This window comes from Micromonospora sp. NBS 11-29 (assembly GCF_002140155.1).
Classification (GTDB): Bacteria; Actinomycetota; Actinomycetes; order Mycobacteriales; family Micromonosporaceae; genus Micromonospora.
In genome coordinates this window covers 125,979-144,494 of sequence record NZ_NAPR01000020.1, presented here as the reverse complement: position 1 = coordinate 144,494, position 18,516 = coordinate 125,979, and the positions used below count along the sequence as shown (strand labels likewise).

Here is an 18,516-nt window from a genome sequence, read left to right as displayed (position 1 = left end):
GCCGGTCCCGGTCGCCGCCGGGGTACGCCGCTACGCTGCGCCGGTGGAGGCGACCCGGGTGGCGGTGCTCGGCCGAGGACTGGTCCCGGCCGGCGAGCCGGTGCTGCGCGGCGACGACCGGGGCGTGCTGCACGGCGACGGCCTCTTCGAGACCCTGCACCTGCGCGCCGGCCGTCCCTGGCTGCGCGACGCCCACCTGGCCCGGCTACGGGCCGGCGCGACGGCGATCGACCTGCCGCTGCCCCCGGTCGGCGCGCTGGTGGAGCTGCTGGACGCGGTGTGCGCCGGCTGGCCGGTCGGGACCGAGGGCGCGCTGCGGCTGGTCTGCACGCGCGGGCCGGAGGGCGGCGGCGAGCCGACGGTCTACGCCACGCTGGGCGAGGTGCCGGCCGCCGCCCGTCGGGCTCGTCGGGACGGGGTGACGGTGGCCACGTTGCCGCTCGGGGTGGCCGCCCGCTCCCGTCCGGAGCTGGGCTGGCTGCCCACCGGCCTGAAGTCCACCTCGTACGCGCCGAACACCGCCGCCCGCCGCTGGGCGCAGCGCGCCGGCGTGGACGACGTGCTCTGGGTCTCCACCGACGGCTATGTGCTGGAGGCGCCCAGCGCGAACGTGGTGTGGCTGCGCGCCGGCCGCCTGCTCACGGTGCCGGCGGCGGCGACCGGGGTGCTCCCCGGCGTGACCGCCCAGCACCTGCTCACCCGTGCCCCCGAGCTGGGCCTGACGGCCGGCGAGCACCTGCCCACCCCGACCGAGCTGCAGGAGGCCGAGGCGATCTGGCTGACCAGCTCCCTACGCGGCCTGACCGAGATCACATCCCTGAACGGACTACCCCGCCCCCGCTCCCCGCGAACCCCCCACCTGCAATCCCTCCTGGCCTTCCCCTGACCCCGGCCCCGGCCCGGTCGAGGTGGGAGGTCAGCCGGCTACCCGGGTCAGGCGGGCCGAGAGGTGGGGGCTCAGCGGGTGGCCCACGGCGGCCATCTCCTGGGCGTAGAGCAACGCGCCCTCGACGATGCCGAACAGGCGGGCGCCGGCGGTGACCTCCTTCGCCGTGGCCGTGCGGACGACCGCGTCGGTGGCGAACTCGATCTGGGTGCCCTTGCGCTTGCCGATGTGCAGCTCCATCACGCCGGTCGGCACGCTCATCAGCGCCTCGATCTCGTCGGTGACCCGGTCACCGTCCAGCACCGGACGCCACCAGCCCACCTCGCGCCCGGCCGGGCGGACCGGGCGGCTCTGCTCGTCCAGGATCCAGGCCCGGGACTCGTAGAACAGGAACGGCCGGCCGTCGTGGCTGATCCGGATCTCCTGCCCGAAGTCGAAGTCCTCGATCGTCGGGTAACCACCCCGACCCCGACCGCGCCACACCCCGATGTACGGCAGCAGCCCGTCCAGGCTCGGATGCAGCTTCGGGCCGACACGCAGATCGTGGCTCTCCTCGAACGGGTACTCCTCGACCGGCGGCGCGTTCAGCCACGGGGGCTGAAGCGGATTGTCACTCACAGGTTCACCACTTACCTCTTGCGATCCGGACGGCGACGTACACGAGGCCACCGGCGAGCGCGCCCAGACCGGCGACGAGCAGGCTGACGAACCCGATCTCGGTAACCATCCGGGCCATCCTATGCTGGGCGGCATGACGCGCACTCTTGTCGTCAAGGCCACCGCAGGCGCGGACGCTCCGGAGCGTTGCGCCCAGGCGTTCACCGTCGCCGCGACCGCGGCCGCGGCCGGGGTGGACGTGTCGCTCTGGCTCACCGGCGAGTCGACCTGGTTCGCGCTCCCCGGGCGGGCGGAGACGTTCGAGCTGCCGCACTCCGCGCCGCTGGGCGAGCTGCTGCACGTCGTCCTGACCACCGGCCGGGTGACCGCCTGCACCCAGTGCGCCGCCCGGCGCGACATCGGCCCGGGTGACGTCGTGCCGGGGGTCCGGATCGCGGGAGCGGCGGTCTTCGTCGAGGAGATCATGACCGAGGGTGCGCAGGCCCTGGTCTACTGACGCGGATCACGCCCGAGCTGCCCCATTTGTCCATACGATGCGGTGGTGACGAACGTCGCCGAGACCTTCTTCAACTCGCTGAGCCTGCGCGCACCCGCGGCCATGCCCGGCCCGATGACCGGCACCCTCCGGGTCGACCTGACCGACGACGGGATCAGCGAACACTGGTTGGTCACGTTCTCCGGGCGGCTGGTGAAGGCGGCCCGCGAGATGGTCGACGCCGACGCGGTGTGGCAGCTTCCGCGCGAGGTCTTCGAGCAGCTCGCCAGCGGCCGGAGCAACCCGATCGCCACGGTCCTGCGCAACGAGACCACCTTCGGCGGCGACGTGGCCCTGTTCCTGGCCTTCCGGCGCTTCTTCCCGGACATGCCGGGCAGCCACGACCCCCGCCTGCTGGCGATGCGGCACGGTGACCGGAAATGACCTTCCTGATTCATATTCTCGACGGAAACAACTTCATGGTCACCGACCGCCGGGGCGACATCGAGAACTCGCTGACGTTCCCGACCGGCCTCTTCTCCTTCGACACCCGCTTCCTCTCCACCTGGGTGCTCACGCTCAACGACGAGCGGCTGTACGCCCTGTCCATCGACGAACGGAGCACCTTCCAGACGCACTACTTCCTGGTGCCGGGAGAGCCGACCCACTACGCGGACGCGAAGCTCTCCGTGCTGCGGCACCGCGCCATCGACGGTCAGCTCGCGGAGACGCTGACCCTGCTCAACCACTCCAGCGAGGAGGTCGTCCCGACCATCCGGATCGAGATGGCCAGCGACTTCGCGGACCTGCTCGACATCAAGCACGACCGGCTGAAGGTCGGCGAGACGACGGTGCTGACCGAGGAGCGGAGACTGCGCCTGGTCTACCGGCGGGAGTCGTTCCACCGGGAGACCGTGATCTCCGTCGAGACCGAGGGCGACGTCACGGTGGACCAGAACGGGATGACGTTCCGCCCCTGGGTCGGGCCGCACGGCGAGTGGCGGGCCCGGTTCAGCGTCCGGATGCACATCCTCGGCGCGTACGGGAAGGACTTCCGGGAATCCCTGCCGATCGAAGCGAACCGGCCGGCGGCGGACGTCCGGCAGGAGCGGGAGGAACTCATCCGCCAGGCGCCCCGACTGGCCTGCGACGGTGAGCCGCTCAGCACCGCCTACCACGTCAGCCTGCAGGACCTCGCCGCGCTGCGCTACCACTCGATCACGCTGGGCCAGCCGCTGCTCGCCGCCGGTCTGCCCTGGTACATGACGCTGTTCGGCCGGGACAGCATGATCGCCGCGCTCCAGGCCCTGCCCTTCCTGCCCACGGTGATCCCGCCCACCCTCGGCGTGCTGGCCGGACTCCAGGGCAGCCGGCTGGACGACTTCCGGGACGAGGAACCGGGCAAGATCCTGCACGAGCTGCGCTACGGCGAGTCGGCCGGGTTCGAGGACCAGCCCCACTCCCCCTACTACGGTTCGGCGGACTCCTCCCCGCTCTTCGTCATCCTCCTCGACGAGTACCAGCGCTGGACCGGGGACACCAAGCTGGTCCGGCGGCTGGAGTTCGCGGCGCGGGCGGCACTCGACTGGATCGACAGCTACGCCGACCTGCTGGGCAACGGCTACGTCTGGTACCAGAGCCGCAACTCCGACACCGGGCTGCCGAACCAGTGCTGGAAGGACTCCCCAGAGTCGATCTCGTACGCCGACGGCCGGCTCCCCGGCTTCCCCCGGGCCGTCTGCGAACACCAGGGCTACGCGTACGACGCGAAGATCCGCGGCGCGCGGATGGCCCGCAAGTTCTGGCGCGACCCGACGCTGGCCGACCGGCTGGAACGGGAGGCGGCCGCGCTCAAGGAACGATTCAACCGCGACTTCTGGATCGCCGACCGGGAGTACTACGCGCTGGCCCTGGACGCCGACGGCAAGCAGGTCGACGCCCTCGCCTCCAACATGGGACACCTGCTGTGGAGTGGGATCGTCCCCGAGGACCGGGCCGCCACGGTCGCCGCGCACCTGCTCGGGCCCCGGCTCTTCTCCGGCTGGGGAGTCCGCACCCTGGCCACCGAACAGGGCCGCTACAACCCGGTGGGCTACCACGTCGGCACGGTCTGGCCGTTCGACAACTCGCTCATCGCCTGGGGGCTGTGGCGGTACGGGCTACGCGAGGAGGCCGGCCGCATCTGCCAGGTGCTGCTGGACGCCAGCAAGTTCTTCGGCGGCCGCCTGCCGGAGGCGTTCGCCGGCTACGACCGGCGGCTGACCGGCTACCCGGTCGAGTACCCCACGGCGTGCAGCCCGCAGGCCTGGTCGGCAGGGACACCGCTGCTCCTGCTCCGGGTCATGCTCGGCCTCGAACCGCACGACGAGCATCTGATCATCGACCCGTACGTGCCGGCCGGCCTGGGCCGGATCGAGCTGCTGAACATCCCCGGCGCCTGGGGCCGGGTCGACGCCCTCGGCCGCGCCCGGACCGACCACGAGCCACCGCTGCCGGGCACCGACCCCGGCGAGGCGTCCGGCCCGACCGGCGCGGTCCCCACGGACTGACCCGGCGATCACCTCGGCGGACGCAGCCCGTGAGCGGGTCCCAGCCGACGCAGCCCGTGAGCGGGTCCCAGCCGACGCAGCCCGTGAGCGGCTCCCAGCCGACGCAGCCCGTGGACGGGTCCCAGCCGACGCAGCCCGTGAGCGGCTCCCAGCCGACGCAGCCCGTGGGGCGGCGTCGGATGGACCCACGACTGCGCGCAAGGCAAGACCCGGCCGTTCGGGCCGACTCGGCCCGGTCCAGGCCAGCTCGGGCCTGGATCAGGCGCGTCAGGCCGGCCCCGCCCGGGTCAGGCCGGGCAGGGGCTGGTGACGGCCACCCGGATCCGCTCGTCGACCCGCTCGGCCAGCACCGCCGGGTCACCCGGCCGGGCGTACCGGTCGGCGGTGTCCTCGACCGGCGCGGCGCCCGCGCCGAACGCGGCGGCCAGCGGCTGGTCCGCCGCCGCGGACGCCTCGCCGCGCACCGTGCGGGCGGTCCCGCCGCCGGGGCAGGGCGCGGCCAGCACCTGGATCGCCCCGGCGGCGCGGCCCCAGCGGCCCAGCGCGCGGGCCAGCACGGCGGACTCCCCGGCGGCGTCGGCGGTCGGCGCCCGGTAGCCCGCGCCGGCCGGCCGGCACCCGGTGGCGGCGGTGAGCAGCACCCGCCCGGGCCCACCGGATCGGCCCTCGACCGCGACGAAGTCACCGGCGTCGGCGCGCAGCAGCGGCTCGCCGTCGTACGTCGAGACGCCCGCCCGCCACCGCGGCGGCAGCCGGTCGGCCACCCGACGCAGCACGTCACGGACGTCGCCGTCGGCGATCGCCACCTCGATGCCGCGTTCCAGCGACGTGCCGTCGTCCAGCGGCGTCACCCGGCAGCCCCGTTCCAGCCGGTCCGGCAGCAGCGCCGGCACCCCGTCCGCACCGATCGCGGCGGTCAGCTCACCGATCGCCCGGTCGACCACCGGCCCGGCCTGACTCAGCGAACGCTGTTCCTTGACCGTGGGCGGATCGTTGCGCACCGACCACCAGGTCAGGCCGGCGAGCAGCACGGCCCACACCACCGTGGCGGCCACCAGCCAGCGTTGCCGGCGCCGGCCGGACGTCTGCTGGTCGGGTCGGGACGGCGGGGCGTACCCCGGCGGGACGGCACTCACCGGGCCATGGTGTCACGGCCCGCCGACCCACCCACCCGCCGGAGCGGCGGCTGTCACCCCGACGCTCGGAGCTGGGCCGTCTTCTCACCTGGGGTAGCCCGGTCCAGGGGTCGGGTGGAGCCGCCTGGGGCGACGCACTCCACCAAGATCTACGCGAGTCCTGACCAGCGGGACCGTGCTCTCGACCGATGGGATGGTGAGCGGCGGCGTCGCCAGCTCGGTGAAGTGGTGGCATCGTCCTGCCAGGAAGGCGCCACTTCGGCGAACTGGTGTGGATCTTGTCGCTGGGCGACCTCCGTCACGGCTTGCGCAGCCAGGTCGCCGGGTCAGTCACGAAGACACCCTTGCCCTGATGCCGGTCGATCACTTCCAGCGCCTCAAGGCGCACGAACACCAGGCGGATCGTGGAAGCGGTTCGATCCCCAGGTGGTGCACCGGTGACCGCCGCGACCGAGCGGGAGCGGTACGTCGTACACCTGACCGTGGCCGCCGACGACCTGCCGGCGGCGCGGCTGCTGGCCCGTGCGATCGGTCGGTCGCTGGCGTTCCTGCCGGAACTGGTGCTCGGCGAGACGACGGTGTCCGAGGAGGGTGCGTCGGACCCAGGTCTTCTGCGACCGGCGACTCGGTCGGCGGCGGCGCTGCGTCCGACGGATCGACCACCCGGACGGCTGCACGTNGGGCCGGTCACCCCTGAACGGGGCAACCGGCCCGAGCCGACGCACGCGGTGCGGAGGTGTTAAGAGGGGGCCCTTCCTATACCGGAGGCGTTAAGAAGGGGCCCCTCCTTACGCCGCGACGGTGATGGTTACCTCGTTGATGCCTCGGGTCGCCGTGACGGCGGTGTCGCCGTTGCCGTGCCGGGAGAGCGCCCGCAGCGTCCACGAACCCGGCGCGGCGAAGAACCGGAACTGGCCGGCGGCGGACGTCACCACCTCGGCGGTGAACTCGCCCGTCGAGTCGAGCAGCCGGACGTACGCGCCCGCCACCGCCTCGCCGGACTCGGCCAGCACCTGGCCGGTGATGACGGTTTCCTTCTCCAGGTCCAGGCTGGCCGGGAGCGGCGCGGCCTGATCCGGGGCGGCGCAGCCGGCCGCGCTGGGCGCGATGGGAGCGGTGGACATGGTCACGCCTCCCCGGGCTCGTCGCCGAGCGCCACCGGCACGCCGACCAGCGAGCCGTACTCGGTCCAGGACCCGTCGTAGTTCTTCACGTTGCGGTGCCCGAGCAGCTCCTGGAGCACGAACCAGGTGTGCGAGGAACGCTCGCCGATCCGGCAGTACGCGATCGTCTCCTTGCCGTCGTCCAGCCCGGCGTCGGCGTAGATCTTGCGCAGCTCGTCGTCGGACTTGAACGTGCCGTCCTCGTTCGCCGCCTTGGACCACGGCACGCTGATCGCGGTCGGGATGTGCCCGGCGCGCTGGGCCTGCTCCTGCGGCAGGTGGGCCGGGGCGAGCAGGCGACCGGCGAACTCGTCGGGGCTGCGCACGTCGACCAGGTTCTTGGTGCCGATGGCGTCGACCACCTCGTCGCGGAACGCGCGGATCGAGATGTCCGGCGTCTGCGCCACGTACTGCGTCTTCGGGCGCTCGACCGCCTCGGTGACGAGCGGACGGGCGTCCAGCTCCCACTTCTTGCGGCCGCCGTCGAGCAGCTTGACGTCACGGTGGCCGTACAGCTTGAAGTACCAGTACGCGTACGCGGCGAACCAGTTGTTGTTGCCGCCGTACAGGATGACGGTGTCGTCGTTGCCGATGCCCCGCTCGGACAGCAGCGCCGCGAACTGCTCCTGGTTGANCCGGCGATGTGGCCGGTGTCGTAGGCCGAGGTGTCCTCGTCGACCTCGACGAAGACGACGCCCGGGGCGTCGAGGTTCTTCTCGGCCCACTCGGCCGAGACGAGTGCGGTGTCGCGACTCATCAGATCACTCCCTGGTGAGGATGGGTGGTGGCCTGCGCGCGGAGATCGGAGTCGGTGGTTGTCGCACCACGCGCGGGACCCAGAGCTAGGAACGGATCACGGGTACGTGCGACGGCGCCGCTGCCGGGCGTTTCAAGGGGGTGTTACGGACCCTCTTTGCCGGTGGCCGCTGGGCGGCCGGAGACAGCCCCGCCGTCAGATGGCGGGGCGACACAGGCAGGTGGCCACGCGGCACAGGTCGACCGCGCGCCGTTTGGTGAGGAGGGTCCCCATGGGGAAGGAGACTACCAGCAGGTGAGGATCCCGCTACCGACCCGACCAGCATCCGGGACGAGACAAACCCCTCAGCCGGCGAAGCTTGACGGGTCAGCCGGCGGAGTTGATGGGGACGTCGGCGGCGTCCGCGGTGACCACCAGGCCCTCCGGCCGGGGCTCGACCTTGCGCAGGTTGAGCTGGAACGGCAGCTCCGGCAGCGGCACGTCGACCGAGATGCCGCGGGCGTAGTTGGCCAGCAGGGTCCGCGCCAGCGGCACGTTCGGCAGGCCGTCGGCGGCGAGGTCGTTGAAGCGCAGCGCCACCTTGCCACCGGCCACGGTCACGTCGGCGGTGCCGTTCACGGTCAGCTTGACGCCGAGGATGTCCACCGGGGCGGTGACGGCCAGCTTGCCGCCGCGCTCGCCGAGCGTCAGGCCGGGCCGGTCCAGCAGCTTCGCCAGGCTGTCGTAGGTGACGGTGCCCCGCCCGTCGACGCTTTTGGCCACCACGTCGCCCCGACCGGAGCGGAGCGTGTCCAGCGACGCGGTGACGTCGTGGGCGTCCACGTCCAGCCGCGGCAACTCGACCGCGTCGCCCTGCACGTCGCCCCGCACGTCGGTGAGCTTGATCGAGATCCGCTCGTACTTGCCGGCGAGCACCTGGTTGAGGAACGGGAAGCCGCCCACTTCGACCTGGGGGGCGGCGGACTGCGCGTCCTGCTTGGCGATCTCCTGCCGCACCTGGTCGGCGATCGCCCGCTCGGCGACCCCCGCGGCCACCCGGTCGGCGACGACCAGGAGGCCGACCAGCACCAGCAGCAGGACGACGAAACCGATCAGCACCTTCCGGCCCCGGCGACGGGGCCGGCCCTCCGCCGGGTACGCCTCTGCCACGCCGCCTCCAGTCCTCGCCACCGTTCACCACGCCTCGCGGGCGCAACCGTACTTACCCGGGGCGCGGTTGTCCCAACCGGATCAGAGGAAGAGCACGCACATGGCGTACGCGGCCGGCGCGGCCAGCGCGAAGCCACCCAGCGGCCCCTGCATGTGCCGGGCGGCCCACATGGTCGGCGGCTCGCCGGCCATCATCCGGCCCGCCTCGGCGTACCCGACGGCGAGGTCGGCCAGCACGGCGGTGGCCGCGGTGACCACCCCGACCAGCGCGGCGCTGGTCGGGGTGAAGCCGACCAGGTAGCTGCCGAGCACCGCGCTGGTCAGCGTGCCGAGCATGGCACCCACCACCACGCCGGCGGCGCCGCGCGGCACCTGTGGCGCGAGCCGGGGCCACGGCGCCACCGCGTCGGTCAGCCGCGCCACGGTCAGGGCCACCCCGGCGGCGGTGAGGCAGACCGTGATCGCCTGGGTGCCCTTGGGGACCCGGCTGAGCACGATCAGCGAGGCGAAGGCGACCACCCCCACCACGATGAGCAGGGTGCCGCCCAGCGAGTCGGTCACCCGGACCCGGTCCACCCGGCGGACGAGCTGGCCGAGCACGCCGAGCAGGAGGCCGGCGGCGGCGGCGTACCCGAGCGGGGCGAGGCCGGCGATGTCCGACTGCACGGCGGCGACGTCGGCGATGGCCGCGGTGCCGGCGCTGACGAGCGCGACGACCAGCAGCGCGGGCGGTCGCATGGCCATCGTCCAGGCGAGCACGTAGAGCAGTTGGACGCCGAAGATGATGATCGCGAAGGGCAGCCGATGTCCGGGGCCGGCGGTCTGCGCCCCGAGCACGAGGCCCACGCCGAGCAGCGTGGCGAAGCCCGCCACGGTCAGCGCCAGCGGCCGGCGGAACTCCACCGGCGGCACGTCCTCCTCGTCCGGCTCGTCCGTCTCGTCGTCGGGCCGCCGGCCCGGGCCGCCCTTGCGGAGCCGGCGCGGGCCGGTCCGCTCGCGCCGCTCCCCGTCCTCCTCCGCGGGACCGGTGCGCGGGGCGGGCGGGTGGCCACGGTCGGGGCCGGACGGCCCGGCGGGCGGGCCGTCGGCCCACGGGTCACGGCCGGTGTCGCGCGAGGTGGAGGGAAACACGTCCCGATCGTGCCAGACCCGGGCGGTTCCGCGGAGGTCACGGTTTCGGCAACGTTAAAACCTGCGCCGCGATCGGGGCGCAAGGGGCAAACGGGAAAAGACACGCTGGTCACGGCGGACCGATCGGTTAGGCTCAACCCGTTACCCCGCCCGTCAGCGACGCCGGGACCCACGCAAGTTCACAGTGCCGCCCCCACCCGGGCGTGCTGCTGGTCGCGCGCGGCCGAAGGGCCGCCGGGACGGAGGTGATCGTGGAGCTCCTGCTGCTCGTGACCGCACGGGCGGGTGAGCCGTCGGCGGTGTTGCCGGCGCTCGACCTGCTGCCGCATTCGGTCCGCACCGCACCCCGCGACGTCCGCACACTGGTGGCCGGCCCCACGCCGGACGCCGTGCTGGTGGACGCCCGCTCCGAGCTGAGCGAGGCGCGTGCCACCTGCCGGATGCTGCACGCCACCGGGCTCGGCGTGCCGCTGGTCGCGGTCGTCACCGAGGCCGGCCTGATCGCGTTGAACGCCGACTGGGGCGTCGACGACGTGATCCTGGCCGGGGCCGGCCCGGCCGAGGTGGAGGCCCGGCTGCGGCTCGCGGTGGGCCGGCTGAACAACGCCGTCGCCGGCGCCGGCGGCTCGATCCGGGCCGGCGAGCTGAACATCGACCCGGACACCTACGCCGCCAAGCTGAAGGGCCGGCCGCTCGACCTCACCTACAAGGAGTTCGAGCTGTTGAAGTTCCTCGCCCAGCACCCGGGGCGGGTGTTCACCCGGGATCAGCTCCTGCGTGAGGTGTGGGGCTACGACTACTTCGGCGGCACCCGCACGGTCGACGTGCACGTCCGCCGGCTGCGCGCCAAGCTCGGCTCGGAGTACGAGTCGATGATCGGCACGGTCCGCCAGGTCGGCTACAAGTTCGTCGTGCCGCCGTCGCGCTCGCTGCCGGAGTCGGAGCCCGCCCCGCTGCCGGTCTGACCGACACCCTCCCCCACCGGGGCAGCTTTTCCCGTATGCCCCTTTTGCCCGTCAGGCCGGTCATATCCTGACTGCCGGATTGTTGGGCAGAGGGGGCGGCGGTGCGTGCGGTGATTACGGGGGCGGCGAACGGCCGGTGCCGCTGATGTCCGGCGGGGCGCTGCGCGCGACCGGGCTCGCGGCCGCGGTGATCGCCGGGATTCTGGCCTCGGCGTTCGCGCTGGGCCGCAGTCTGGTGCCCGAGCGCCATCCGGTGGACGGCAGCGTGGCCACCTCCACCGGTGCGCCGCACTACGCCGACCAGCCGCCGAGCAGCGACGTCCCCGCCACGCCGGACACCGGCCGGCCCGGCGGCGGCGAGGCGCCGAGCGGGCCCGACGAGTCGGGTCCCTACGGCGCCCGGACCGCCACCGGCTCCGCCCGGGTCGCGCTGACCTTCGACGACGGCCCCGACCCCCGGTGGACCCCGCAGGTCCTCGCCCTGCTGGACCAGTACGGCGTGAAGGCCACGTTCTGCGTCGTCGGCGAGAACGCCGAGAGCCAGCCCGACCTGATCCGGTCGATCGTGGCCGAGGGGCACACCATCTGCAACCACTCCTGGCGGCACGACGTCGACCTCGGCAAGCGCAGCCCGGCGACGATCCGGGCGGACCTGCTGCGCACCAACGACGCGATCCTGGCCGCCGCGCCGGACGCCCGGATCGCCTACTACCGCCAACCGGGCGGCGCCTGGACCCGGCCGGTCGCGTCGATCTGCGCCGAGCTGGGCCTCGTACCGCTGCACTGGAGCGTCGACCCCTCGGACTGGAAGACGCCGGGACCGGCCGTCATCGAGGCGACCGTCCGCGCGCAGACCGGGCCGGGCGCGATCGTGCTCATGCACGACGCGGGTGGGGACCGCTCCGGCACCGTCACGGCGTTGCAGCGACTGCTCCCCGATCTGCTGGCTCGGTTCCAGCTCGAACCGATGCCGACCGGCGCACCGTGACGAGCGCCACCGACCCGCGCGCTGGCCCGGCGCGAACGGTGGCCCGCCGGCCGCTACCGTGACTCGGATGAGCAGCACCGAGCCGACGACCGGTCCAGCGGGTCCGCCCGACCGGGTCACCCGGGCCGAATGGCTGGCGGCGACCGAGGTCGCCGAGGTGCTGGCGCTGGCCCGCGCCGCCGGCGACACGGACGGCGCCGACCCGCTCGACGAACACGTGCTGCTGCGGCTGCGCGACCCCGGTGCGCCGGCCGTGCACCTCACCGCCCGCGCCGCCGACGGCACCCTGACCGGGTACGCGCACCTGGACACCACCGCGCCGGCCGAGGGCGTCGGCGTGGAGTTGGTGGTGCACCCGGCGCACCGGCGACGGGGCACCGGTCGGGCGCTGGCCCGGGGCGTGCTGGCCGCCACCTCCGCGCCGCTGCGCGCCTGGGCGCACGGTGACCACCCGTCGGCCGCCGCGCTCGCGGTCGACCTGGGCTTCACCCGGGCCCGGGTGCTCTGGCAGCTCCGCCGGCCGCTGACCGCCGAGCTGCCCGAGCCCCGCCTGCCCGCGGGCGTCGAACTGCGCGCGTTCCGGCCGGGCGAGGACGACGAGGCCTGGCTCGCGGTCAACAACGCGGCGTTCGCGCAGCATCCGGAGCAGGGCCGGTGGACCCGGGACGACCTGGGTGTACGCCTCGCCGAGCCGTGGTTCGACCCGGCCGGCTTCCTGCTCGCGGTGGACTCCGCCAGCGGCCGGCTGCTCGGTTTCCACTGGACCAAGGTGCACGAGCGGCCCGGGTCGGCCCGGATCGGCGAGGTCTACGTGCTCGGTGTCGACCCGTCGGTCCACCGTGGCGGGCTGGGCCGGGCGCTCACCGCCGCCGGGCTGGTCCACCTGCGCGATCAGCGGGGGCTCGACCGGGTGATGCTCTACGTCGACGAGAGCAACACCGGCGCGGTGGCGCTCTACGAGCGGCTGGGCTTCGCCCGCTGGTCCGCGCACGTCAACTATCAGCGGAGCTGACGACCGGGCGGCGGCCCTCGAAACGCGATCACGGGAGTGTCACGCCGAGAACTCGGCACGATAACGGCCGCCCGGATAAATCACACTAAAAGCGATAGCAGGCTGCCAGTTCACGAAATGGACAGGCCCACCTCAGCGTACGGCCACCTCGCCGGCCGGACGTGTTCATCCCGCGTTCACTTCCGACCGGCGAACCGTCCACCTGGCACTTCTAACTTTCGAGTCAGCCCCACCGGCGCCGGCCCCCGGCGCACCGGGCGACCTGACCAAAGACGTGAAGGGAAACCCCTCCAGTGAAGCTCCAGCGGCACGGCGCCATCGCCTGTCTCGCTNCCTGCGGCTCGGACAACAACGAGCCGGCCGCCGGCGCCTCCGGATCCGCCGCCGCCGCGGACTGCGCCACCGGCACGCTGAACGCGCAGGGCTCCTCCGCGCAGAAGAACGCCATGGCTGAGTGGATCAAGGCGTACCAGCAGAAATGCTCCGGCACGACGATCAACTACGAGCCGAGCGGCTCGGGCGCCGGCATCCAGGCGTTCATCGCCGGCACCGCCGACTTCGCCGGCTCCGACTCCGCGCTCAAGCCGGAGGAGCAGCCGCAGGCCGACGCCAAGTGCGCCGGCGGCCAGGCGCTCAACCTGCCGATGGTCATCGGCCCGGTCGCGGTCGTCTACAACGTCAGTGGCGCGGACAACCTCCAGTTCAGCCCGGCCACCCTGGCGAAGATCTTCGCCGGCAAGGTGACCAAGTGGGACGACGCCGCGATCAAGGCCGACAACCCGGACGCGAAGCTGCCGTCGACCGCGATCCAGGCGGTGCACCGCTCCGACGAGTCGGGCACCACCGACAACTTCACCAAGTACCTGTCGAAGACCGCCGAGGCGGACTGGACGCTGAGCAACTCCAAGGTGTGGAAGGCCCCGGGCGGCGTCGGCGCGGCGAAGTCCGACGGCGTGGCCAGCAAGGTCAAGAGCACCGACGGCACCATCAGCTACGTCGAGTGGTCGTACGCCGAGAACTCCGGCCTGAAGACGGCCAAGGTGAAGAACGGCAACGGTGAGTTCACCGAGCTGACCGCCGAGTCGGCCGGCAAGACCATCGCCGGGGCCAAGTTCGAGGGCCAGGGCAACGACCTGAAGATGTCGATCGACTACAACACCAAGGAGGCCGGGGCGTACCCGATCGTCCTGGCGACCTACGAGATCGTCTGCAGCAAGGGCCTCGCCGCCGACAAGCTGCCGCTGGTCAAGGGCCTGCTCGGCTACGCCGCCAGCGCCGAGGGCCAGCAGGAGTTGGTCGAGCTGGGCTACGCCCCGCTGCCCGACGAGGTCCGCACCAAGGTCGAGGCCGCCGTCAAGAGCCTCGCCTGACGCCCTGATCGACACCTCCTCAACGCGAAGCGAGCGAGCAGATGGGTGACNGACCCCCGTGGCCACGAGCCACGAGCGGCCCGCCGGTGCCTCGGCGCGTGTGGCCGAGCACACCGGATCTCCCGGTCGGTCCGACGACGGCCTGGGCGGCGGCGGGGCCCTGCCCCGGGCGCGGGCCTTCGGCGCGGAACGGGCGTTCCGCGGCCTGACCCTGGCCGCCGGCACCACCGTGCTGGTGATCATCGCGGCCATCGCGATCTTCCTGATCGCCAAGGCCGTGCCGGCGCTGCGGGCCAACACCGAGTCGTTCTGGACCTTCGAGGGCTGGTACCCGAACGAGAACCCGCCGAAGTTCGGCATCGGCGCGCTCGCCTTCGGCACCGTCCTCAGCTCGCTGCTGGCGCTGCTCATCGCGGTGCCGGTCGCACTGGGCATCGCCCTCTACCTGTCGCACTACGCCCCGCGCCGGCTCGGCAACGGCCTGGGCTTCCTGATCGACCTGCTGGCCGCCGTACCGAGCGTGGTCTTCGGCCTCTGGGGCCGCGACTACTTCGCCGGCCCGGTCGCCGACCTCTCCGCCTGGCTGAACAAGTACTTCGGCTGGATCCCGATCTTCGGTGAGGGACCGTACGGAAGCTCGATCCTGCTCGGCTCCCTGGTCCTCGCGATCATGGTGCTGCCGATCGTCACCTCGCTCTCCCGCGAGGTCTTCCGGCAGACCCCGACCGCCAACGAGGAGGCCGCGCTCGCGCTCGGCGCCACCCGCTGGGAGATGGTCCGTACCGCGGTCNGCTCGGCGAGACGATCGCGCTGGCGTTGACGCTCGGCTCGACGTACGCCATCTCGTTCAACGTCCTGCAGAGCGGCGGCAACTCGATCGCCGCGAACATCGCCAACCGGTTCGCCGAGGCGAACGACACCGGCCGCGGCGCGCTGATCGCCTCCGGCCTGGTGCTGTTCGCGATCACCCTGGTCGTCAACATCACGGCGCGGGCGATCATCTACCGGCGGCGCGAGTTCACGGAGTCGGCCGCATGAGCACTACTCTCACCCCGCGCCGCGCACGCCCGCCGGCCCAGCCGACCACGCTGCGGGCCCGGCGGCTCCCCGCGTACGCCGCGCCCGTCATCGCCGTCGCGGCGCTGCTGCTCGCGGCGGGCCTGGTGTACGGCGCCGGCATCGGCGGCCCGGTCCTGGTCGTGGTCGTCGCCGTGCTGCTCTACCTGGCCGGCCTCTTCGGCGCGGCGAACGCGGTGGAGGGCCGGCGTTCGGCCCGCAACCGGCTCTGGAGCGCGCTGATCCACTCCGCCTTCGTGCTGGCCGTGCTGCCGCTCGCCTCGGTGGTCTGGACGCTGGTCAGCAAGGGCGCCGAGCGGCTGGACGCCGACTTCTTCGGCACCTCGATGAACAACATCGGGGCGCGGGACGCCAACGGCGGCGCCTACCACGCGATCATCGGCACGCTGGAACAGGTCGGCATCGCCACCCTGATCACGGTGCCGCTCGGCGTGCTCTGCGCGATCTACATCGTCGAGTACGGCCGGGGCCGGTTCGCGTTCGCCATCCGCTTCTTCGTGGACGTGATGACCGGCATCCCGTCGATCGTCACCGGCCTGTTCGTGCTCGCCTTCTGGGTGCTGATCGTGTCGCCGTGGTTCAACGACGGCCGACCCGGCTTCTCCGGCTTCGCCGCCGCGCTGGCGTTGAGCGTGCTCATGCTGCCCACCGTGGTCCGCTCCACCGAGGAGATGCTCCGGCTCGTGCCGGCGCCGCTGCGCGAGGGCGCGTACGCGCTCGGCGTAGCGAAGTGGAAGACCATCCTGCGGGTCGTGCTGCCGACCGCGCTGCCCGGCATCGTCACCGGCATCATGCTCGCCATCGCGCGGGCCGCCGGCGAGACCGCGCCGGTGCTGCTCGTCGCCGGCGGCGGCGCGGCGATCAACTTCAACCCGTTCGAGAACAACCAGTCGTCGCTGGCCCTCTTCGTCTACCAGCAGGCCGGTGAGGCGTCGAAGTACTCGCCGGCCCGGGCGTGGACCGCGGCGCTGACCCTGGTCGCCCTGGTCCTCGTGCTGACCGTCGCGGCGAAGTTGCTGGCCCGTCGAAACCGGCTCGGCCGATGAACCCCGGAGGTACCGCCACCATGGCCAAGCGCGTCGAAGCCGCCAACGTCACCGCCTACTACGGCGGTTTCAAGGCGATTGAGAACATCAACCTGACCGTCGAGCCGAAGACGGTGACCGCCCTGATCGGCCCGTCCGGCTGCGGCAAGTCCACCTTCCTGCGGTCGATCAACCGGATGCACGAGGTCCTGCCCGGCGCCCGGGTCGAGGGCAACCTGACCATCGACGGCCAGGACGTCTACGACCGCGACGTGGACGTCACCGCGGTCCGCCGGATGATCGGCATGGTCTTCCAGCGGCCGAACCCGTTCCCCACCATGAGCATCTTCGAGAACGTGGTGGCCGGCCTGAAGCTCAACGGCGTCCGGCGCAAGTCGATCCTGGAGGAGGCGGCCGAGAAGGCGCTCCGCTCGGCGAACCTGTGGGACGAGGTGAAGGACCGGCTGGCCAAGCCCGGCGCCGGTCTCTCCGGCGGTCAGCAGCAGCGGCTCTGCATCGCGCGCACGATCGCGGTCGAGCCGCAGGTGGTGCTGATGGACGAGCCCTGCTCCGCGCTGGACCCGATCTCCACGCTGGCCATCGAGGACCTGATGTTCCAGCTCAAGGACAAGTTCACCATCATCATCGTCACGCACAACATGCAGCAGGCAGCGCGGGTGTCCGACCGCACCGCCTTCTTCTCGATCGAGAAGACCGGCGACCCGGGCCGCCTGATCGAGTACGACAACACCCAGAAGATCTTCAGCAACCCCAGCCAGAAGAAGACCGAGGACTACATCACCGGCCGCTTCGGCTGAGGTGCAAGGAAGGGCCCCCGGTTAACGCATTCTGCATAACAGGGGGCCCTTCTTAACAACCTCGCTCAGCTCAGCAGGAAGCGCGGCGTGGGCCCGTCCAGGTCCGCGATTCGCGGCATGATCGGCGTACCCGGATCGCGCCGCGCCGCCGCGCGGGCCACGCCGCTCAGGTCGCCGCCGGCGGCGACCTCGGCGAGCGTGACCATGGTCGGCGGCAGCATGGTCAGTTCCCCCGCCTCCGCCCGTGCCAGCGCGTCCGCCGGGCGCAGCCAGAGCGTGTGGTCGGCCTCGCCGGACACGTCGCGGGTCCGCTGCCCCTCGGGCAGCAGGGCGACGAAGAAGTACGTGTCGAAGCGGCGCGGCTCGAACTCGGGAGTGATCCACCGACTCCACGGCAGCAGCAGGTCGGACCGGAGCGTGAGGCCGCGCCCGGCCAGCAGGTCGGCGAACCCGGTACGCCGGCCCACCAGGTCCTGCCGAGCGGCCTCCCAGTCGTCGCCGCTGACGTCGCCGACCACGGTCCCGCCGTCCGGGCCGGCCAGCAGCACGCCCGCCTCCTCGAAGACCTCGCGGGCAGCGGCGCAGACCACCGCCTGCGCGGCTGCCGCGTCGAGCCGGAGCCGTTCCCCCCAGCCCGTCGGCCCCGGCCCGGCCCAGCCGAGGTGCGCCTCCGAGTCGGAGCGGTCCACCCCGCCGCCGGGGAACGCGTACATCCCGCCGAACGTCATCGCCGCCAACCGCCGGATCAGGTAGACCTCGAAGCCGTCGCCGCCGGCCGGGCGGAGCAGCAGCACGGTGGCGGCGACCCGGGGCACCGCGGCCACGCCGCCCTCGGCGTGGAACCGGCGGGCGTGCTCCACCAGGGCGGGGGGTGCGGCGAAGCCGTCGATCGTCATGACCCGAGCCTAGTTCCGGGTACGGCAGACCGGTGCGGGCCGGATCCCGTGGAGGAACCGGGCCGGGTGATCCGCACGGGGCAGACCGGCACGATGTCCGCGATTCCCTGCTCCCAGCCGCGGCGGTCGATCCCCGGAAGCTGACCCTCGGTTCATCACCGTCCGTAACCGAGCCCTCTTCCACATGGATGACCTTCCACCCCCTTTGCTCTGCAGCCAATCGCGCAACCGCAACCGTCGATGACCGCTGCGTTCATGGCTGCAGAGCAAAGGCGGCCGCAGGGCAACATCGCTGGCGGCGACCAGGGCGGCAAATGTCCATTGTGCCTGCCCCAGGGGCAGCACCCCCGCCCCGATCGGACCAGGGACCGTCACACTCGGCAACGATGACGCTCCGTGTGCACATCGGCGGGCCGGTGTGCTGTCGCTGACGGGGCAGGGTGTCTCGGCCGACACGAGCGTCAGCACCTGGCTCAGCAGCGATGGGCACGCGCTGGTCGC

At 72.6% G+C, this 18,516-nt stretch carries 20 protein-coding genes and 3 pseudogenes; 13 read left to right on the top strand and 10 right to left on the bottom strand.

All coding sequences use genetic code 11. From position 1 onward, the window contains the following. Positions 1–43 precede the first annotated feature (43 nt). A complete protein-coding gene (locus B1205_RS23015; protein WP_089157490.1) occupies positions 44–886 on the top strand; it encodes an aminotransferase class IV in 843 nt (280 codons plus the stop codon). A gap of 30 nt (positions 887–916) precedes the next feature. Here the strand turns inward: B1205_RS23015 and B1205_RS23010 are convergent, their stop codons facing one another. After that, positions 917–1,504, bottom strand: coding sequence for an FABP family protein (locus B1205_RS23010; protein ID WP_089157489.1), 588 nt, complete (start codon positions 1,502–1,504; stop codon positions 917–919). A gap of 4 nt (positions 1,505–1,508) precedes the next feature. Then, positions 1,509–1,613 carry a small membrane protein MtfM gene (mtfM, locus tag B1205_RS32795; protein WP_013288813.1) on the bottom strand — a complete coding sequence of 35 codons (105 nt, stop codon included), beginning with the start codon at positions 1,611–1,613 and terminating at the stop codon, positions 1,509–1,511. Between the two features lie 12 nt (positions 1,614–1,625). Between mtfM and B1205_RS23005 the strand changes: the two genes are divergently transcribed. The 3 genes from B1205_RS23005 to B1205_RS22995 are packed head-to-tail and all read left to right on the top strand — an operon-like array spanning position 1,626 to position 4,528. After that, positions 1,626–2,000: a DsrE family protein gene (locus B1205_RS23005; protein WP_089157488.1), complete on the top strand. Its 375-nt coding sequence runs from the start codon at positions 1,626–1,628 to the stop codon at positions 1,998–2,000. A gap of 45 nt (positions 2,001–2,045) precedes the next feature. Further along, positions 2,046–2,423, top strand: coding sequence for an SCP2 sterol-binding domain-containing protein (locus B1205_RS23000; RefSeq protein ID WP_089157535.1), 378 nt, complete (start codon positions 2,046–2,048; stop codon positions 2,421–2,423). After that, positions 2,420–4,528, top strand: a complete 2,109-nt coding sequence (locus B1205_RS22995; RefSeq protein ID WP_089157487.1) for an amylo-alpha-1,6-glucosidase — start codon at positions 2,420–2,422, stop codon at positions 4,526–4,528. The genes B1205_RS23000 and B1205_RS22995 overlap by 4 nt, the downstream gene beginning before the upstream one ends. A 287-nt stretch (positions 4,529–4,815) precedes the next feature. Here B1205_RS22995 and B1205_RS22990 read toward each other — a convergent pair whose 3' ends face one another. Both B1205_RS22990 and B1205_RS22985 read right to left on the bottom strand, forming a co-directional pair. Further along, positions 4,816–5,664 carry a hypothetical protein gene (locus B1205_RS22990; RefSeq protein WP_089157486.1) on the bottom strand — a complete coding sequence of 283 codons (849 nt, stop codon included), beginning with the start codon at positions 5,662–5,664 and terminating at the stop codon, positions 4,816–4,818. A 298-nt stretch (positions 5,665–5,962) separates the two neighbouring features. Next, positions 5,963–6,073: pseudogene (locus tag B1205_RS22985) on the bottom strand (GntR family transcriptional regulator); the annotation flags it as partial. A 28-nt stretch (positions 6,074–6,101) separates the two neighbouring features. Between B1205_RS22985 and B1205_RS32205 the strand changes: the two are divergent. Next, positions 6,102–6,438 (top strand): annotated as a pseudogene (locus B1205_RS32205) (hypothetical protein). 14 nt (positions 6,439–6,452) lie between these two features. Here the strand turns inward: B1205_RS32205 and B1205_RS22975 are convergent. The 5 genes and pseudogenes from B1205_RS22975 to B1205_RS22960 form a co-directional block, all read right to left on the bottom strand. Beyond that, positions 6,453–6,788, bottom strand: a complete 336-nt coding sequence (locus B1205_RS22975) for a DUF1416 domain-containing protein (RefSeq protein WP_089157485.1) — start codon at positions 6,786–6,788, stop codon at positions 6,453–6,455. A 2-nt stretch (positions 6,789–6,790) separates the two neighbouring features. Beyond that, positions 6,791–7,584 (bottom strand): annotated as a pseudogene (locus tag B1205_RS22970) (sulfurtransferase). 195 nt (positions 7,585–7,779) lie between these two features. Continuing rightward, a complete protein-coding gene (locus tag B1205_RS33135) occupies positions 7,780–7,857 on the bottom strand; it encodes an Ms5788A family Cys-rich leader peptide (RefSeq protein WP_325050676.1) in 78 nt (25 codons plus the stop codon). Positions 7,858–7,950: 93 nt separating this feature from the next. Continuing rightward, positions 7,951–8,733 carry an LmeA family phospholipid-binding protein gene (locus B1205_RS22965; RefSeq protein ID WP_089157484.1) on the bottom strand — a complete coding sequence of 261 codons (783 nt, stop codon included), beginning with the start codon at positions 8,731–8,733 and terminating at the stop codon, positions 7,951–7,953. Positions 8,734–8,814: 81 nt separating this feature from the next. Further along, positions 8,815–9,864 (bottom strand): hypothetical protein, encoded by a 1,050-nt coding sequence (locus B1205_RS22960; RefSeq protein ID WP_089157483.1) that lies wholly within the window; start codon positions 9,862–9,864, stop codon positions 8,815–8,817. Positions 9,865–10,109: 245 nt separating this feature from the next. Between B1205_RS22960 and B1205_RS22955 the strand changes: the two genes are divergently transcribed. The 8 genes from B1205_RS22955 to pstB all read left to right on the top strand — a co-directional run bounded on the left by B1205_RS22955 (position 10,110) and on the right by pstB (position 17,119). After that, positions 10,110–10,829, top strand: a complete 720-nt coding sequence (locus B1205_RS22955) for a winged helix-turn-helix transcriptional regulator (RefSeq protein WP_217809859.1) — start codon at positions 10,110–10,112, stop codon at positions 10,827–10,829. A 145-nt stretch (positions 10,830–10,974) separates the two neighbouring features. Continuing rightward, positions 10,975–11,817 (top strand): polysaccharide deacetylase family protein, encoded by an 843-nt coding sequence (locus tag B1205_RS22950; RefSeq protein ID WP_089157533.1) that lies wholly within the window; start codon positions 10,975–10,977, stop codon positions 11,815–11,817. A gap of 67 nt (positions 11,818–11,884) precedes the next feature. Then, entirely contained in the window at positions 11,885–12,829 is a 945-nt protein-coding gene (gene mshD / locus B1205_RS22945; protein ID WP_089157482.1) for a mycothiol synthase, read from the top strand. Positions 12,830–13,122: 293 nt separating this feature from the next. Further along, positions 13,123–14,199 (top strand): phosphate ABC transporter substrate-binding protein PstS, encoded by a 1,077-nt coding sequence (pstS, locus tag B1205_RS22940; RefSeq protein ID WP_089157481.1) that lies wholly within the window; start codon positions 13,123–13,125, stop codon positions 14,197–14,199. A gap of 58 nt (positions 14,200–14,257) precedes the next feature. Next, the gene (locus B1205_RS22935; RefSeq protein WP_441338544.1) at positions 14,258–15,019 is read left to right on the top strand and encodes a PstC family ABC transporter permease; all 762 of its coding nucleotides are present in this window, start codon (positions 14,258–14,260) and stop codon (positions 15,017–15,019) included. Then, a complete protein-coding gene (locus B1205_RS33560) occupies positions 15,016–15,237 on the top strand; it encodes a hypothetical protein (RefSeq protein WP_441338543.1) in 222 nt (73 codons plus the stop codon). The genes B1205_RS22935 and B1205_RS33560 overlap by 4 nt, the downstream gene beginning before the upstream one ends. Beyond that, on the top strand, positions 15,234–16,322 hold the full coding sequence (gene pstA, locus B1205_RS22930) for a phosphate ABC transporter permease PstA (protein WP_089157480.1): 1,089 nt from the start codon (positions 15,234–15,236) through the stop codon (positions 16,320–16,322). The genes B1205_RS33560 and pstA overlap by 4 nt, the downstream gene beginning before the upstream one ends. Before the next feature lie 20 nt (positions 16,323–16,342). Then, positions 16,343–17,119, top strand: coding sequence for a phosphate ABC transporter ATP-binding protein PstB (gene pstB / locus B1205_RS22925; protein WP_089157479.1), 777 nt, complete (start codon positions 16,343–16,345; stop codon positions 17,117–17,119). A gap of 65 nt (positions 17,120–17,184) precedes the next feature. On the opposite strand, the gene B1205_RS22920 is transcribed toward pstB, so the two are convergent. Continuing rightward, positions 17,185–18,015 (bottom strand): NUDIX hydrolase, encoded by an 831-nt coding sequence (locus B1205_RS22920; protein ID WP_089157478.1) that lies wholly within the window; start codon positions 18,013–18,015, stop codon positions 17,185–17,187. Positions 18,016–18,516: the final 501 nt, after the last annotated feature.

What these genes read in the sequence shown, in the direction of transcription:
- mtfM (WP_013288813.1), bottom strand. Translation starts at nt 1,613, where the DNA reads ATGGTTACCGAGATCGGGTTCGTCAGCCTGCTCGTCGCCGGTCTGGGC.
- B1205_RS23005 (WP_089157488.1), top strand. Translation starts at nt 1,626, where the DNA reads ATGCTGGGCGGCATGACGCGCACTCTTGTCGTCAAGGCCACCGCAGGC.
- B1205_RS22995 (WP_089157487.1), top strand. Translation starts at nt 2,420, where the DNA reads ATGACCTTCCTGATTCATATTCTCGACGGAAACAACTTCATGGTCACC.
- B1205_RS22975 (WP_089157485.1), bottom strand. Translation starts at nt 6,788, where the DNA reads ATGTCCACCGCTCCCATCGCGCCCAGCGCGGCCGGCTGCGCCGCCCCG.
- B1205_RS33135 (WP_325050676.1), bottom strand. Translation starts at nt 7,857, where the DNA reads ATGGGGACCCTCCTCACCAAACGGCGCGCGGTCGACCTGTGCCGCGTG.
- B1205_RS22950 (WP_089157533.1), top strand. Translation starts at nt 10,975, where the DNA reads ATGTCCGGCGGGGCGCTGCGCGCGACCGGGCTCGCGGCCGCGGTGATC.
- mshD (WP_089157482.1), top strand. Translation starts at nt 11,885, where the DNA reads ATGAGCAGCACCGAGCCGACGACCGGTCCAGCGGGTCCGCCCGACCGG.
- pstA (WP_089157480.1), top strand. Translation starts at nt 15,234, where the DNA reads ATGAGCACTACTCTCACCCCGCGCCGCGCACGCCCGCCGGCCCAGCCG.
- pstB (WP_089157479.1), top strand. Translation starts at nt 16,343, where the DNA reads ATGGCCAAGCGCGTCGAAGCCGCCAACGTCACCGCCTACTACGGCGGT.
- B1205_RS22920 (WP_089157478.1), bottom strand. Translation starts at nt 18,015, where the DNA reads ATGACGATCGACGGCTTCGCCGCACCCCCCGCCCTGGTGGAGCACGCC.